General features: G+C 71.7%; 12 protein-coding genes. 9 read left to right on the forward strand and 3 right to left on the reverse strand.

Annotation, left to right across the window (positions count from 1 at the left end):
* The first annotated feature begins 92 nt into the window (after positions 1-92).
* The 6 genes from ACWEPL_RS01485 to ACWEPL_RS01510 all read left to right on the forward strand — a co-directional run bounded on the left by ACWEPL_RS01485 (position 93) and on the right by ACWEPL_RS01510 (position 7680).
* Positions 93-947: a DUF2877 domain-containing protein gene (locus ACWEPL_RS01485; protein ID WP_452434642.1), complete on the forward strand. Its 855-nt coding sequence runs from the start codon at positions 93-95 to the stop codon at positions 945-947.
* Entirely contained in the window at positions 944-2284 is a 1341-nt protein-coding gene (locus ACWEPL_RS01490) for an FdrA family protein (protein WP_363965724.1), read from the forward strand. Before ACWEPL_RS01485 ends, ACWEPL_RS01490 begins: the two co-directional genes overlap by 4 nt.
* On the forward strand, positions 2281-3657 hold the full coding sequence (locus ACWEPL_RS01495; protein WP_350722627.1) for a YlbE family protein: 1377 nt from the start codon (positions 2281-2283) through the stop codon (positions 3655-3657). The genes ACWEPL_RS01490 and ACWEPL_RS01495 overlap by 4 nt, the downstream gene beginning before the upstream one ends.
* 121 nt (positions 3658-3778) lie before the next feature.
* Entirely contained in the window at positions 3779-5815 is a 2037-nt protein-coding gene (locus tag ACWEPL_RS01500; RefSeq protein ID WP_452434644.1) for a protein kinase domain-containing protein, read from the forward strand.
* Positions 5816-5856: 41 nt separating this feature from the next.
* Positions 5857-6429, forward strand: coding sequence for a TetR/AcrR family transcriptional regulator (locus tag ACWEPL_RS01505; protein WP_363965729.1), 573 nt, complete (start codon positions 5857-5859; stop codon positions 6427-6429).
* A 51-nt stretch (positions 6430-6480) separates the two neighbouring features.
* The gene (locus ACWEPL_RS01510) at positions 6481-7680 is read left to right on the forward strand and encodes a Cmx/CmrA family chloramphenicol efflux MFS transporter (RefSeq protein ID WP_452434646.1); all 1200 of its coding nucleotides are present in this window, start codon (positions 6481-6483) and stop codon (positions 7678-7680) included.
* Here the strand turns inward: ACWEPL_RS01510 and ACWEPL_RS01515 are convergent.
* Complete coding sequence (locus ACWEPL_RS01515; protein ID WP_452434648.1) at positions 7663-8892, reverse strand: RNA-guided endonuclease TnpB family protein; 1230 nt, start codon at positions 8890-8892, stop codon at positions 7663-7665. The two genes, ACWEPL_RS01510 and ACWEPL_RS01515, sit on opposite strands and share 18 nt — an antisense overlap.
* Before the next feature lie 138 nt (positions 8893-9030).
* Here ACWEPL_RS01515 and ACWEPL_RS01520 point away from each other — a divergent pair, with 138 nt between their 5' ends.
* Positions 9031-9846 carry an MOSC domain-containing protein gene (locus ACWEPL_RS01520; protein ID WP_452434650.1) on the forward strand — a complete coding sequence of 272 codons (816 nt, stop codon included), beginning with the start codon at positions 9031-9033 and terminating at the stop codon, positions 9844-9846.
* A 116-nt stretch (positions 9847-9962) separates the two neighbouring features.
* Positions 9963-11162: an MFS transporter gene (locus ACWEPL_RS01525; RefSeq protein ID WP_363965736.1), complete on the forward strand. Its 1200-nt coding sequence runs from the start codon at positions 9963-9965 to the stop codon at positions 11160-11162.
* A gap of 16 nt (positions 11163-11178) precedes the next feature.
* Here ACWEPL_RS01525 and ACWEPL_RS01530 read toward each other — a convergent pair whose 3' ends face one another.
* Positions 11179-12747, reverse strand: coding sequence for a bifunctional 3'-5' exonuclease/DNA polymerase (locus ACWEPL_RS01530; protein WP_452434652.1), 1569 nt, complete (start codon positions 12745-12747; stop codon positions 11179-11181).
* Positions 12748-12768: 21 nt separating this feature from the next.
* Complete coding sequence (locus tag ACWEPL_RS01535; protein ID WP_363966594.1) at positions 12769-14016, reverse strand: metallophosphoesterase family protein; 1248 nt, start codon at positions 14014-14016, stop codon at positions 12769-12771.
* Between the two features lie 370 nt (positions 14017-14386).
* Between ACWEPL_RS01535 and ACWEPL_RS01540 the strand changes: the two genes are divergently transcribed.
* A complete protein-coding gene (locus ACWEPL_RS01540; protein WP_350722641.1) occupies positions 14387-14806 on the forward strand; it encodes a hypothetical protein in 420 nt (139 codons plus the stop codon).
* The last annotated feature ends 9 nt before the right edge of the window (positions 14807-14815 follow it).

Here is a 14815-nt window from a genome sequence, read left to right on the forward strand (position 1 = left end):
GCCAACCTTCCCGCTGACTGTTGGCAAATTTACCCGTACGGAGGGTTCCCCGGCCGTTTTACGGTCAGGTCCAAGGTCGGATGGGAGGTTCGGTGACCGTAAGTACTCATGCGAGGCGTACCCGCATCCACGTCACGGGCGCGGCCAGCACGGCGGTACGCCCCGTCCTGGAGTCGCCGCGCCGCCCCGCGCGGGTGCTCGCCGCGTTCCCGGCGGGGGTCTATCTCGAGGTCAGGACCGACCTGGAGCCTTCGGTGATCGCCGTCATCACGGGGGCGGCCACCCGGTTGCCCAACTCCGTGCTGCTGGCCGGCGCGCTGCCGAGCGTCACGGTGGGTGACGAAGCCTCGGTGGGCGACCGCAACATCGAGCTGGGCCCGCTGAGCCTGGGCGTGCGCCGCTGGTGGGACCCCGCCCCGCCGCTGGGCCGGATCGATCGGGCCCGGCTCGAACAGGCCGCCGCCCGCTTCGGCGACCCGCCACAACCCGGGCTGGCCGGGAACGGCGCCGTCGAGCTGCTGGCCGACAGCTGCGCGAAGGGCTGGCTGCTGGGGGCCGTGACGGCGGCCGAGCAGCTCATGGGCCTGGGGCCCGGCCTGACGCCGAGCGGCGACGACGTCCTGGCGGGCCTGCTGGTGACGCTGCGGCACCTGGGCGCGGCGGCCGGGGCGGAGCGGGCGGTCTGGCTGGCCGACTGGCTGGCGGCGACCGTGACGTTCGACGCGAGGACGCGTACGACCCCCATATCGGCCACACTCCTGCACTGCGCGGCCAGGGGCGAGAGCAGCCCCGAGGTGACCGCGGTGCTGCGCGGCATCACGGGCGGGCAGGCCCTCGAACCGGCCCTGCGCCGCCTCCACGGCCTCGGCCACACCTCCGGCTCCGACCTGGCCCAGGGCGTCGCCATCGGCGTGACTGCCGTCCTCGCGCTGAGCAGGCCCCGATGAGCGCCGACACGGTGCTGGTACGGAAGGGCGCGTATGTCGACTCCATCTCCCTGATGCGCATAAGCCGGGCGCTGACCGAGATGTCGGGCGTGGAGGCCGCCATGGTCGCCATGGCCACCGACCTGAACCTCGCCGTCCTCCGCGACCTGGGCTTCACCGTCCCGCAGGCCGGCCCCGGCGACCTCCTCATAGCCGTACGCGCCCGCGACGCCGGCGCGGCCGTCGAGGAGGCCGACCGGCAGCTCGCGAGCTTCGACCGCCCGGAGACGACCACGGCCGACCAGCCCCCGCTCACCACCCGCTCGGCCACCGGCACCCCGGCCGACCTGGTGCTGGTCTCCACCCCGGGCGAGCACGCCTTCGCCGAGGCGCTGGACGCCGTCCAGGCCGGGCTCCCCGTCATGATCTTCAGCGACGGCGTCCCCGTGGCCCAGGAACGGCGCCTCAAGGAGCTCGCGGAGGCCGCGGACGTCCTCGTGATGGGACCCGACTGCGGCACCGCCGTGATCGGCGGCGTCGGCCTGGGCTTCGCGAACGTCCTCACCCCCGGCCCCGTCGGCGTGGTGGCCGCGTCCGGCACCGGGGCCCAGCAGGTGACGTCCCTGCTCGACTGGGCCGGCACCGGCGTCAGCCACGTGCTCGGCGTGGGCGGCAGGGACCTGTCCGCCGAGGTGGGCGGCCTGTCCACGCTGCGGGCCCTGCGCATGCTGGACGAGGACCCGGCCACCGAGCTGATCGTGCTGATCTCCAAGCCGCCGTCCCCCGAGGTGGCGGCGACCGTACGGGAGGCCGTGGGACGCCTGCGCACGCCGGTGGTGCCCGCGCTGCTCCCCGAGTCCGACCTGACGGAGGCGACCGAGCGGGTCCTGCGCGCGCTCGGCCGGCCGGTGCCCGAGTGGCCCTCCTGGCCCGCGTGGTCGGGCAAGCAGAGCCGGACCAAGGCCATCAAGGGCGTCTATTCCGGCGGGACGCTCAGCACCGAGGCCGCGCTGGTGGCCGGCAAGGGCGAGTTCGTCGACTACGGGGACGACGCCTACACCAGGGGCCGGGCGCATCCCATGATCGACCCGACCCTGCGCGTCGAGGCCTTGGCCCGCGCCCAGGAGACGGACCTGGTGCTCATGGACGTCGTGCTCGGCCACGGCGCCGACCCCGACCCGGCCGCCTCGCTCGCGCACGCCGTCGCCCGCACCCCCGCCACCGTCGTGATCGCGCTCATCGGCACCGAAGGCGACCCCCAGGACCTGCACCGGCAGGCCGCCGCCTTCCGGGAGGCGGGCGCGGCCGTCTTCACCTCCAACGCCCAGGCCGCCCGGCACGCCAGGAGCCTCGTATGAGCCCGCTGTCCGTCCCGTCCCGCGTCATCACGGTGGGCGCGGGCCTGCTCGACGAGGCGCTCAGGGCGCAGGCCGTCGAGACGACGCCGGTGTCCTGGCGCCCGCCGCTGCCCGGCACCGCCGAGGCCCTGGCCGCGGTGCTCGCCGACCCGCGCAGGCAGGCCGCGAACGAGCTGGCCGTGAGCAGGCTGACCTCCGCCCGCCCGCACCTGGTGGGGGTGCGCCGGGCCTCGGAGGTGCTGGCGGCGGGAACGTTCCTGCACGCGGGCCCGCCCATCACGTGGGAGCGCGCGTCGGGCCCGATGCGCGGCGCGCTGATCGGCGCGATGCTGCTGGAGGGCCTGGCGGGCGACGAGCACGAGGCCGGGCGCAGGCTGGCGGCGGGCGAGATCGCGCTGCGACCGTGCCACGAGCACGCCACCGTGGGCCCGATGGCGGGCGTGGTCAGCCCGTCCATGTGGCTGTTCGAGGTGCGCGACGACGAGCACGGCGGCACCGCGTACTGCTCGCTGAACGAGGGCCTGGGCAAGGTGCTCCGGTACGGCGCCTACGGGCCCGAGGTGCTGGAGCGGCTGCGCTGGATGGACGCGGTGCTCGGCCCGGCCCTGGCGGCGACACTGGAGCGCACGGGGCCGATCGACCTGCGCTCGCTGATGGCGCAGGCCCTGCAGATGGGCGACGAGCTGCACAACCGCAACCGCGCCGCCACCTCGCTCCTGCTGCGCGAGCTGGCCCCGGCGGTGGTCGAGGCCGCCCCGGGCGCGGCCGCGGAGGTGCTGCGCTTCATCAACGGCAACGACCACTTCTTCCTGAACGCCGGCATGGCCGCCGCCAAGGTCAGCACGGACGCGGCCCGCGACGTGCCCGGCTCGTCCATGGTCGTGGCCATGGCCAGGAACGGCACCGACTTCGGCGTCCAGGTCTCGGGGCTGGGCGGGCGGTGGTTCACGGGGCCGGCCGGCGTGCCCGACGGGCTCTATCTCGGCTCGTACGGGCCGGACGACGCGAACCCCGACATCGGCGACTCCACGATCACGGAGACCTCGGGGCTGGGCGGGTTCGCGATGGCGGCGGCGCCGGCCATCGTGCGGTTCGTGGGCGGCGAGGTGTCCGACGCGGTGCGGGCCACCCGTTCCATGTACGAGATCACGCTCGCCGAGCACCCGGGGTACCAGATTCCGGGGCTCGGCTTCCGCGGCACGCCGGTCGGCATCGATGTAACTCTCGTCGCGAGAACGGGCCTGCTGCCCGTGGTCAACACCGGCATCGCGGGCCGCGTCGCGGGAACCGGTCAAGTAGGAGCAGGCCTGGTCAAACCCCCTGTAGAGGCATTCACTACTGCATTGATCGCATTGGCGGAACAAGCCATCTGAATGGCGATATTTCCCCAGGTCAAAGCTTTTGTAAGGATGCTCCAGCTTCCCTTGCGCATGCCCCGCCGATATCGTAACGAACCACTTTAAATTGCTCGTAGCGCGGGATGGGGGCGGGATCATGGCAGCCGACCGCTTGCTCAGCGGCCCCGGCGCGGAAGGGGGCGCCCCGAGCGGCGCCCCGCAGAGCCAGGGCCGTCTGATCGGCCGGCGTTACCGGCTCATGTCACCTGTCGGCAGGGGCGGCATGGGCATGGTGTGGCACGCCCACGACGTCCTGCTCGACCGGGACGTGGCGGTCAAGGAGCTGATCCTCCCGTACGGGCTCGACCACTCGGGCATGCAGGGGGCCCACCGGCGCGTGCTGCGCGAGGCCAGGTCGGCCGCGCGGCTGACGCATCCCGGCATCGTCACCGTCCACGACGTGGTCGAGGAGGACGGCCGCCCGTGGATCGTGATGGAGCTGGTCCGCGCGTGGTCCCTGGAGCAGGCCGTACGCCAGAGCGGGCCGCTGCCGGTGCTGCAGGCGGCCGAGATCGGCATCCGGGTGCTCGACGCGCTCAGGCACGCGCACTCCGCGGGGATCCTGCACCGTGACATCAAGCCCGGCAACGTGCTGCTGACCCAGGACCGGGTGGTGCTGACCGACTTCGGCATCGCGGCCATCGAGGGCGACGTGGCGATCACGCAGACCGGTCTGCTCATGGGGTCGCCCGCGTACATCCCGCCGGAGCGCCTGTCCGGGCAGCCGATCACGCAGGCGGCCGACCTGTGGTCGTTCGGCGCGACGCTGTACGCCGCCCTCGAGGGGCGGCCGCCGTACGAGGGGCCCGACCCGGTGGCGGTGCTCGGCGCGGTGCTCACGCAGGAGCCGATCGCGCCCCAGCGGGCCGGCTCGCTGATGCCGGTGGTCGAGGGCCTGCTGCGCAAGGACCCGGCCCAGCGGCTGACCTCCGACCAGGTCATCGAGATGCTGGAGGCGGTGCTGCGCGCGCACGGCTCCGTCCGCCCGCGCCCGGCCGAGTCGCTGCCCACCGCCGGACCCGCCCCGGGGGACATGCCGGCCTCCGGGCTGCTGGACTCCCCGTCGGGCCCGATGCCGTCGCGGATCGTGGAGACGCCCTCGGGTCCGATACGCGTGCCGTACGACCCGATGAGCAGCCCGTCCGGCGGTCACTCGATGCCGTTCGACGGCCTGACGAGCCCCTCCGGCAGCCACCGGACCGACCAGCTGGTGCCGCCGCCGCCCGAGTTCGGCGGGCCCTCGGGGGCGCAGCCCGCTTTCGGCATGCCCTCGGGTCCGCACCGGGCCCCCAGGGGCCGCGGCGACGAGTCCGGCCCGCAGCCGGCGCCGATCCTGCCGCTGACCACGGACAGCCGTACGTCGTCCGCCGCCACGCCGTGGCCGCTGGCCTCCGCCGAGGACCTGCGCGAGCAGTCGCGCGACCTGTCCCGCGACCTCGGCCACAACCGCCTGGCCACGCTGCCCAGCACGGCGCCGCGCACCGGCAAGAGCCGGCGCAGGCCCGACGAGGACGACGGGATGTGGGTGCGCCGCGGGCGGCCGACACCGCTCACGATCATCAGCGTGATCGTGGCGGTGGCCGCCGTCGTGGGCGCCGTCATGTTCCTCATGCCGGGCGGGTCGCCGCCCCCGCAGACGGCCACGTCGCAGGCCGCGACGTCCTCACCCGCCAAACCCGGGAACGCCGAGCCCTCGGCGATACCGTCGGGCTACACCGAGCACGGCACGGCCGGGTTCGCCGCCGCCGTGCCCGGGAGCTGGAAGCCTTCGACGTCGGGCGGGGTGACCACGTTCAGCGGGCCGAAGGACTCCGGCATGCGGATCATGGTGCAGAAGGTGAGCCCGCAGACCGACGGAGGGCTGTCCGAGCTGGGCCGCCAGGAGGCCAAGGGCGGCGTGGAGGGCTACATCCAGGTGCAGCTCCAGGCCGTCGACTACCGCGGCTGGCAGGCCGCCGACTGGGAGTACACCTACACCACGGCCAGCGGCGTCCCCATGCACGCGCTCACCCGGTACGTCTCGATCGACGACATCACCGCGTACAAGATCACCTTCGACCTGCCCGAGCTCAAGTGGGACGACCAGGCGGAGACCCGCAAGGTGTTCCTGGACACGTTCCGGCGGGATGGCTGACGTATTGCACCGTTCAGTCCAAAACGGGTAATGTTCGACATATGGGGCGACCGAGGAAGTTCGAGGAGGAACGCGCCGTCGAGGCCGCGATGCGCGCGTTCTGGTCCGCGGGCTTCGAGGCCACCTCGACGGCGGACCTGTGCGCGGCCACCGGGCTCGGGCGCAGCAGCATCTACAACACCTTCGCCAGCAAGCACGACCTGTTCGTGAAGGCCCTGACCCGCTACATGGACCAGCGCAACGCCACGCTCGCCGAGACGCTGGACGCCGACCTGCCGCTCAAGGAGAAGATCAGGACCGTCCTGTGGTGGGCCGTCGACCCCGAGCCCGGCGAGCCGCCCGGCTGCCTGGTGGTCAACTCGATGACCGAGCTGGCCCCGCACGACCCCGAAATCGCCGAGCTGCTGCGGCGCGACAACGACAGGCGCCGGCAGATGGTCCGGGCCGCCATCGAGACCGGCCGCTCGCGGGGCGAGATCGCCCCGGACAGGGACCCGCTCGCGCTGGCGCACTTCGTCTTCGCCACCGTCAGCGGCCTGCGCGTGGCCGCGCGGGGCGGGACGGACCGGGACGGGCTCGAGTCGATCGCGAAAACCGCCCTGGGTGTTTTCTGATCTTTTTTACGCCCTCATTTTGAACCGACCAATCCAAAAAGGAGAAGCACCATGCCCTTGGCCATCTACATATTGGGCCTTTCGATCTTCGCTCAAGGCACTTCGGAGCTCATGCTGGCCGGGCTGATCCCGGAGATGGCCGCCGACCTGCGGGTGTCCGTGCCAGAGGCGGGGCTGCTGATCTCGGCGTTCGCCATGGGGATGCTGGTGGGGGCGCCGGTGCTGGCCGTCCTCACGCTGCGCTGGCCACGGCGTACGGCGCTGCTGACGTTCATGGCGGTCTTCGTCCTGTCGCACGTCGCGGGCGCGCTGACGTCGAGCTACACCGTGGTGTTCGCCACCCGCGTCGTGGGCGCGTTCGTGTACGCGGGCTTCTGGGCCGTGGCGGCGAGCACGGCGATCGGCCTGGTGCCCGCCAACGCCCGCGGCAAGGCGATGAGCGTGCTCGCCGGCGGCCTGACGGTCGCCACCATCGTCGGGCTGTCCCTGGGCACGGTCATCGGCCAGCACCTCGGCTGGCGGGCCGCGTTCTGGGCGGTCGCGGCGCTGTCGGCGCTGGCCGGGGCGGGCGTGCTCAGCACCATCCCGGGCGGCCGCCCGGAGGCCGGCGCGACCCCGCGCGTGTCCGACGAGCTGCGCTCCATGATCAACCCCAGGCTCTGGCTCGCGTACGGCACGACCGCGCTGACCACGGGAGCCCTGCTGGCCTCCTTCAGCTACCTGAGCGTGCTGCTGGTCGACACCACGGGCCTGGCACCCGCCTGGGTGCCCGCGGTCCTGGCGCTCTACGGCGTCGGCTCGCTGATCGGGATCACCATCGGCGGCCGGACCGCCGACGCGCGGCCGTTCCCGTCCCTCTACCTCGGCGTCGCCGGCCTGATCGTCTGCTCGGTGGCGCTGGCCCTGACCGCGTCCGTCCCCGTGGCGGCCATCGCGCTGATCTTCCTGCTCGGCGCGTTCGGCTTCGGCATGAACCCCGCCCTGAACACCCGCGTCTTCTCCCTGGCCAAGGACGCCCCCACCCTGGCCGCCGCGGTGAACGTCTCCTCCTTCAACGTCGGCATCACCGTCGGCCCCTGGCTCGGCGGGCTGGCCATCGGCGCGGGCCTCGGCTACCCGTCCGTCGCCTGGATCGGCGCCGCGATCGGCGTGCTAGCCCTGCCCACCGTGGCCGTGGCGGGTGCTCTGCACCGCTCGCCGGCGCCGGAGCGCAGTGGGGTACCTTCGGCCGTGTCAACGACCACCGGTTGAGGCCGGTGGCTTGCTCTCACGGTCCCGTCTGGCTGAAGGGAGGCCGGTAGCGTGTGGCTGGTTGACAGCAGCCCAGCCCGCAGCGCCGCGTGCGGCGATGTTGCGGGCCGCGATGTGATCGGCGTGCCCAGCGAGGCCACACCCAGTGCAGACGAACCGACCCCGCGTCGGCCTATTCGCCTTACTCATACACCCGCACTCTGGACAGCGCTGAGAGGTGTGTGCGGGGTCGACCAGTACGAAAGCGACCCCGGCCCGCGCGGCTTTGTAACGGGTGAATGCCATCTGCTGAGCAAACGCCCAGCTGTGCAGGGTGCGCCGCTGGAACCGATGAGCCCTTACCCGCCCGCGGATGCCCTGCAGATCCTCCAAGGCGATCCCGCGGCCGGTGCGTTCGGCTTCGCGCACCACGTGTTTCGAAAGCTGATAGTTGAGGTCGGTCATCATCCGATGCTCACGCCCGGCCAAGCGACGCAGGACCCGCCGCGCCGCACTCGTGCCCTTCCTCTGCAACCGTTGGCGTTGCCGATGCCGCCGCTCCCGCAGCGTACGGACGTGGCTGTTGCCGGTGATCGGCCCGGCCAGGGCGGAGCCGGGGAGCACGGCCCCGTCTGACGTGACCGCCAGGTTCGCCACCCCTTGATCCACCCCTAGAAAGCCGTGAACCGGCTCACGCGTCCGGGGCTTGGGCAAGGTGATGGCAACTTGCAGCAGCCATACGCCGCGCCGACAGATCAGGTCGGCCTCCCCGAGAGGCAGCGCGTTGACAGCCTGGAGGTCCTCTGGCCGACCCGTGTATGGCACGGCCACACGTCCCGTGGAGGTCCACAGCGACACGGTCCGGGCTTCACGGGACCAGCTCATCAGGCGCGCGTCGTACGGGATGGCGCCGTGCTGGCGGAAGGTGTGGGCCCGTTTCTTGGTGGCTCGCCGGTTGCCGTAGGCACCGGCCACCCGGGCTATCGCCCGCACCGCCGCCTGCGCGCCCAGCCCGGCGAACTGCGCACGCGCGGAATGGTAGGCCAGCCGATGCAACTGGAGGACGGTGAAGGTACGGTGCTGCCAAGCCAGACGGGAAACAAAGGTGGCCGCCTGATTACAGACCAGCACCGTCGCAGTCAGGGCGTCAGCCTGAGCAGGTGTAGGCATGAGCCGCAACTGCACCACCGACGGCAGGCCTGCCAGCTTGGCCGTGGAGCGGCGGATCGCCATTACACACTCCCTGTCGTGGAAGAGTCACTCACCGCGAACACTATCGAGCGTTACTAAGGCTTTCCATACTGTTTTCGAAAGGAGGAGTGGCGCTCCCTCCCCATCCTGAAAGACCAGGGTGTCCGCGCCACAGCTCAGATGAATTTGGCGAGCATCCACTTTTACCCCGTCAAGTCCACCGCGGGACACCAGGTCCACGAGGCCGAGGTGCAGCCGTGGGGGCTCGCCGACGACCGCCGCTACCTGATCACCGACGAGCACGGCGAGCTCCTGACCGCCCGTCAGGAGCCCCGCCTGCTGGCCTGCGTGGCCCGGGTCGACGGCGGCTCGCTCACGCTGACCGGCCCGCACGCCGCCCCGCTGCGGGTCACGCCGACCGCCGTCATGTCCACGGTCAGCGTGGGCCGCACCCCCGTGGAGCTCACCGACTGCGGCGACGACGCGGCGGACTGGCTGTCCGGGCTGGTGGGCCGGCCCGTGCGGCTCAAGTGGCTCGACGACCCGACCCGCCGGCCGGTCAATCCCGAGTACGGGCGGCCGGACGACCGGGTGAGCCTGGCCGACGGCTATCCGCTGCTGCTCACGTCCAGCGCCTCGCTCGCCCTGCTCAACGACTGGATCGTGGAGACCGCGCTGGAGCGCGGCGAGGAGGCGCCGGAGCCGCTGCCCATGCACCGGTTCCGGCCGAACGTGGTGATCGACGGCGTCGGCACGCCGTTCGCGGAGGACGAGTGGAAGCGGGTACGCATCGGCGAGGTCGACTTCCGGGTGAGCAAGCGGTGCGACCGGTGCGTGCTGACCACGATCGACACGTCCACGTACACGAAGGGCAAGGAGCCCATCAGGACGCTTTCGCGGCACCGCAGGTGGGACGGCAAGGTGTGGTTCGGCATCAACCTGATCCCGGACATGCCCGGACGCATCGCCCAGGGAGATTCAGTCACCATTCACTGAAATATCGCCCTTTGGGGTGATGTCAGGGGCTATGCGAGACTTCACGAGTGACCAGTGCCCCCACAACGCCCACTGTCTCGTCCTCTGACCGAATTCGCGGCGTCCAGCGCCGCACCTTGACCGTCCTGTCCGCGACGCAGATCGTGAGCGGGGTGGGGGTCGCCGTCGGGCTCGCGCTGAGCTCGGTGGTCGTGGACGAGCTCTCGGGCTCCACGGTGATCAGCGGCTTCGCGGGCACCGCGACCGTGCTCGGCGCGGCGCTGCTGGCCCTGCCCACGGCCAAGGCGTCGGGCAGCGGCGGCCGCCGGGCGGGCCTGTCGCTGGCGTACGCGGCGGCGCTGGCGGGCTGCCTGATCTCGGCGCTCGCGATCAGCCTGCGTACGTGGCCGCTGCTGCTGGCGGGCCTGGTGCTGGTGGGCGGCGGGAGCGCGGGCAGCCTGGCCGCGCGTTACTCGGCCACGGACCTGTCGCCCAAGGGCCGTTCGGCCAGGCACCTGTCACTGGTCGTCTGGGCCTCCACGATCGGCTCCGTGGCCGGCCCGAACCTGGCCAGGCCCACCGACCAGATCGGCATGCGGCTGGGGCTGGTGGAGAAGGCGGGGCCGTTCGTGTTCGCGGCGCTGGCGTTCGCGGTGGCGCTGGCCCTGATCTTCTGCCTGCTGCGCCCCGACCCGCTCACGCTGGCCCGCTCCCTGAACGAGGGCCCGGACACCGGCCGCGGCCCCAAGGGGACGATCCGCACCGCCTGGCAGACCCTCCGCACCACCCCGACGGCCCGCCGCGCCCTCGTCATGATCGCGGTGAGTCACACGGCGATGGTGTCCGTCATGTCCATGACCCCGGTCAAACTCCACCACGACGGCTCGAACCTGGACGTCATCGGCCTCGTGATCAGCCTGCACATCGCGGGCATGTACGTGCTGTCGCCGGTGGTGGGCTGGCTGGCCGACAAGGCGGGCAAGGTGCCGGTGCTCGTGCTCGGCATGGCCCTGCTGCTGAGCGCCGCCACCCTCGCCGGCACGGCCGGGCATGCGATCTGGCAGGTGACGGCCGCGCTGGTGCTGCTCGGCCTCGGCTGGTCGTGCGGGCTGGTGGCGGGCTCCGCCCTGGTCACGGAGTCCGTCCCGCTCGAACGCCGCCCCGCCGTCCAGGGTCTCTCGGACCTGCTGATGAACGTCTGCGGCGCCACGGGCACGATCGTCGCGGGCGCCATCGTGGGGATGCTCGGCTACGGCGTGCTCGGCCTGGTCGTGGGCATCATGGTGGCGCTCGCGGGCATCTGGCTGACCATCACCTGGCGCGCCGACCGCCCTTAGGCACTCGACGCGGCCGTCACTTCGCCTCGGCGTAGGACGACACCGCCACCGCCTCCATGGGAAAGCGCACCGGCGTCGCCCCGAACAGCAGCCGGGTGGCCTCGACCGCGGCCGACGACACCGCGGCGATCACCTCCTCCGCCTGCTCCGCCGGGCAGTGCACCATCACCTCGTCGTGCTGGAAGAACACCAGCCGCGCCGGCTCCGGCAACAGCCCGCGCAGCACCGCCATCAGCGCCAGCGCCCACTCGGCCGCCGTGGCCTGCACCACGAAGTTGCGCGTGAACCGCCCCCGGTCCCGGGCCGCCCGCGTCCCCTCGGGCCCCGACACCAGCTCCTTCCACCGCGGCGAGGGCGGCGGGCTGGTGCGCCCGAGCCAGGAGCGCACGAGCCGCCCCTCCTCCCCGTCCTTGGCCGCGTCCTCCACGAACTGGTAAGCCCTGGGGAAGCGCTGCCGCATCACCGCCAGCAGCTTGGGCGCGTCACCGCTGGTGCCGCCGTACATGGCGGACAGCATCGCGATCTTGGCATTGTCACGCTCGCCGCCGAACGACTGCGCCAGCGCCGAGTACAGGTCGATCTCCCCGGCGGCCCTGGCCAGCCCCACGTCGCCGGCCATCGCGGCCAGCACCCGCGGCTCCAGCTGGGCGGCGTCGGCGACGACCAGCACCCACCCCTCGTCGGCCACCACCACCCGCCGCATCACCTTGGGGATCTGCAGCGCCCCGCCGCCGCTGGTGGCCCAGCGCCCGGACACCACGCCGCCCACCACGTACTCGGGCCGGAAACGCCCGCCCCGCACCCACTGGTCGGCCCACACCCACCCGTGGAAGCTGTACAGCCGGGCCAGCTCCTTGTAGGCCAGCAGCGGCTTCACGGCGGGGTGGTCGATCTGCTTGAGCTCCCACGACCGGGTGGTCTTCAACGCCACCCCCGCCCCCTTGAACGCCTTGACGAGCTGCTGCACCGAGTCGGGGTTGACCGGCTGGCCGAGGGCCGCGGTCACCTCGTCGGCCAGCGCCTGCAGCTTGGCCGGGCGCATGCCGTGGACGGGCCGCGGCCCGAGCAGCTCGGTCAGCAGCTCGTCGTGCACGTCGCGCCGCCAGGGCATGCCGTCGTACGACATCTCGGCCGCGATGAGCGCCCCCGCCGACTCGGCCGCCACCAGCAGCCGGAACCTCCCCGGCTCGGGCAGCGCCTCGATCCGGCGCAGCTGGTCGGCCAGCACCTCCGCCACGGCCTCGGCCGCGAGCGGCTCGGGCGCGAACAGCGTGCCGGGCGCGTTCGGCTGCTCCTCCGGCACAGGCAGCCCGTGCAGCCGGGCGTGGGCGGCCCGGGCCGAGCGGCTCTCGCCGTAGCGGCCCTCGTACGCGAGCAGCAGCCCCTCGGTGAGCGCGACGTCGTGGCAGCGCGAGACCCGCGCGCCCGCGCTCAGCAGGTCAGGATAGACCTCCCGCGCGTCGGCCCACACCCACCGCGGGCGCTCGGCCTCCTCCAGCTCGCGTACGGCCCCCGCCAGGTCGGCGGGACGCCGAGCCGAGCCGCCCACGGGCAGCAGCGTCTCTCCTGCGACCACGACATGCACGTGGTCAAGAGTGCCAAACGGCTACGACAAAGCGATGCGCACCTCGTCCTCCAACGGCGGATCGACCTCCTGGGCCCGGCACCCCGTGGCGGCGAAGCACCGCACGGTCAGCTCCTCGGGCGTGACCGACAGGTGCAGGAACTGCTTGAAGAACGGCGGCGTGTCCCAGTCGGACAGCTCCGACAGGTAGCGGTGGAACACCTTGTCCACCGGCAGCCTGAGCGGCCACGGCCACGCCCCGAGCAGCCGCGCCGCCCACCGCATCCTGCGGGTGATCGTGACCGGGCCCTGGGGGGTTCGGACGGGCTCGTTCTTGATCTGGTCCGACATGACGCACAGGGCCTCGGAGGGCGTCAGGTAGATCCACTTCATCCGCAGGCGGTGCGCGTACAGCTGGCTGTAGAAGGACAGGGAGTCGCCGCGCAGCGGGTAGCACCTGAAGTCGTCCTCGTGCACGCCCTTGACGTCGACCCTCTGGATCGTGTGCGTGGCGTGCATGAAGGCGCCGCCGCCGCCGGACACGATGTACTGGATCACCCGGTCGCCCACTTTGACCGGGTAGCGCTGGTAGTTGTGCACGTCTCCGCCGATGGCCGCGACGTACCGGTTCGCCGGATCGCGCACGATGTCGTCGATCGTGCCGCCTTCCTCCAGCGGTGAGGGCTTGTAGACGTTCCCGGTGTAGATGGGTTTGCCCGTGACGAGGATCTTCGGCCGCGGATCGCGCGAGACGCGCCGCAGCCACGCGGTCTGCCCCTTGTCGATGATGTTCTTGATGCCGGTGTCCACGCCGACGATCAGCAGGCTGTCGCTCTCGATCACCCAGTACGGCCCCGGCTGCGTGACCTGCTGGGACGGCTTGCCCCTGAGCTCGCGCGCCTGCGCCAGCCCCTCTTCGTCGATGGCCTCCGGCTTGCGCCACAGCAGGCCGCGCAGCCACCGGTCCGGCTTCGGCTTGAGCGCCGGCGCGTCGCAGAAGACCCGCATGAAACCGCCGAGCCCGTCGTACCAGTCGTGGTTGCCGGGGACGGCGTAGATCGGGGCGTCATAGTCCTTGTACGGACGGAAGAACTTGTCCCCGTACTCGTTTCCCGATCCCGTCGGATAGATCACATCACTCGCAATGACGGCGAACGACGTGTCTTCCCCCACTTTCAACATCCCCGGAACAACGGCGTACTGGGACGCGTCTCCCTCGCCGGTATCACCGAGCAGGAGGAAACTGAAATTTCCCCCGACCGGGGGCTTAATGCGAAATTCCGGATCAATCCCCCGCGCTTCCTGAGCCTCCACCCATCGCGCCCGAACCTCTCCCGACGGATCCCCGAACAACCCCGCGAGGATGTCGTTACGCGATCTCCACAGCGTCACCAAATTCAGCCAGGTAAACCCGTGATCGTTAGGTCTGAGCTGCGCGAACGTCCCCGTCTGTGTGCAGGCCCATCCTGCTCCCTCCTCTGACACCCTTGAGGAAAGTTGCTTTCCCCGCTCGGCCGCGACTTCCACCATGACCACATACTTACCGCGATCACCCATTCGTGCACCCGGAACGCTCCGTACCGTAAGGAACACAGAAGGTTCGCAATGGTGTACCCTCAACCCCCCAAGCAAGCGGTAGGGACGTCGAGGGGAGTGCTCCATGAGCCGTAACGGCCCTGATGACACGACCCGGAGCGGCACTTCCGACGTTGAGGCCATCGAGGGTCTGCTGGCATACGCGCAAACCCGGTCATCCCGCTGGAGCGGGGCGGCACTCAAACGGGTCAGCGAAGCGGTCGCGCGCAGCCGGGCCCTCGACGCGCGTGCTCCCGGCACGCACACGACCCTGCTGGCCCGCAGTCTGCTCGCCAAGGCGAAACTCCTGCTCAAGCGGGACCGGGCAGCGGAGGCGCTCCCCCTGGCGCAGGAGGCGGTGGCGCTCACCCGGCTGACGGGCGGCGCCCCGCTGGTGGTGGCCCTGAACTGCCTGGCCACCACCCTCGAGTCCCTCCACCGCTACAGCGAAGCCGCCGCCGCGATCGCGGAAGCCGACCGGATCCTCCCCCCGGACGAACCCTGACCCATCCGA

The sequence above is a fragment of the Nonomuraea sp. NPDC004186 genome (genome assembly GCF_053603495.1).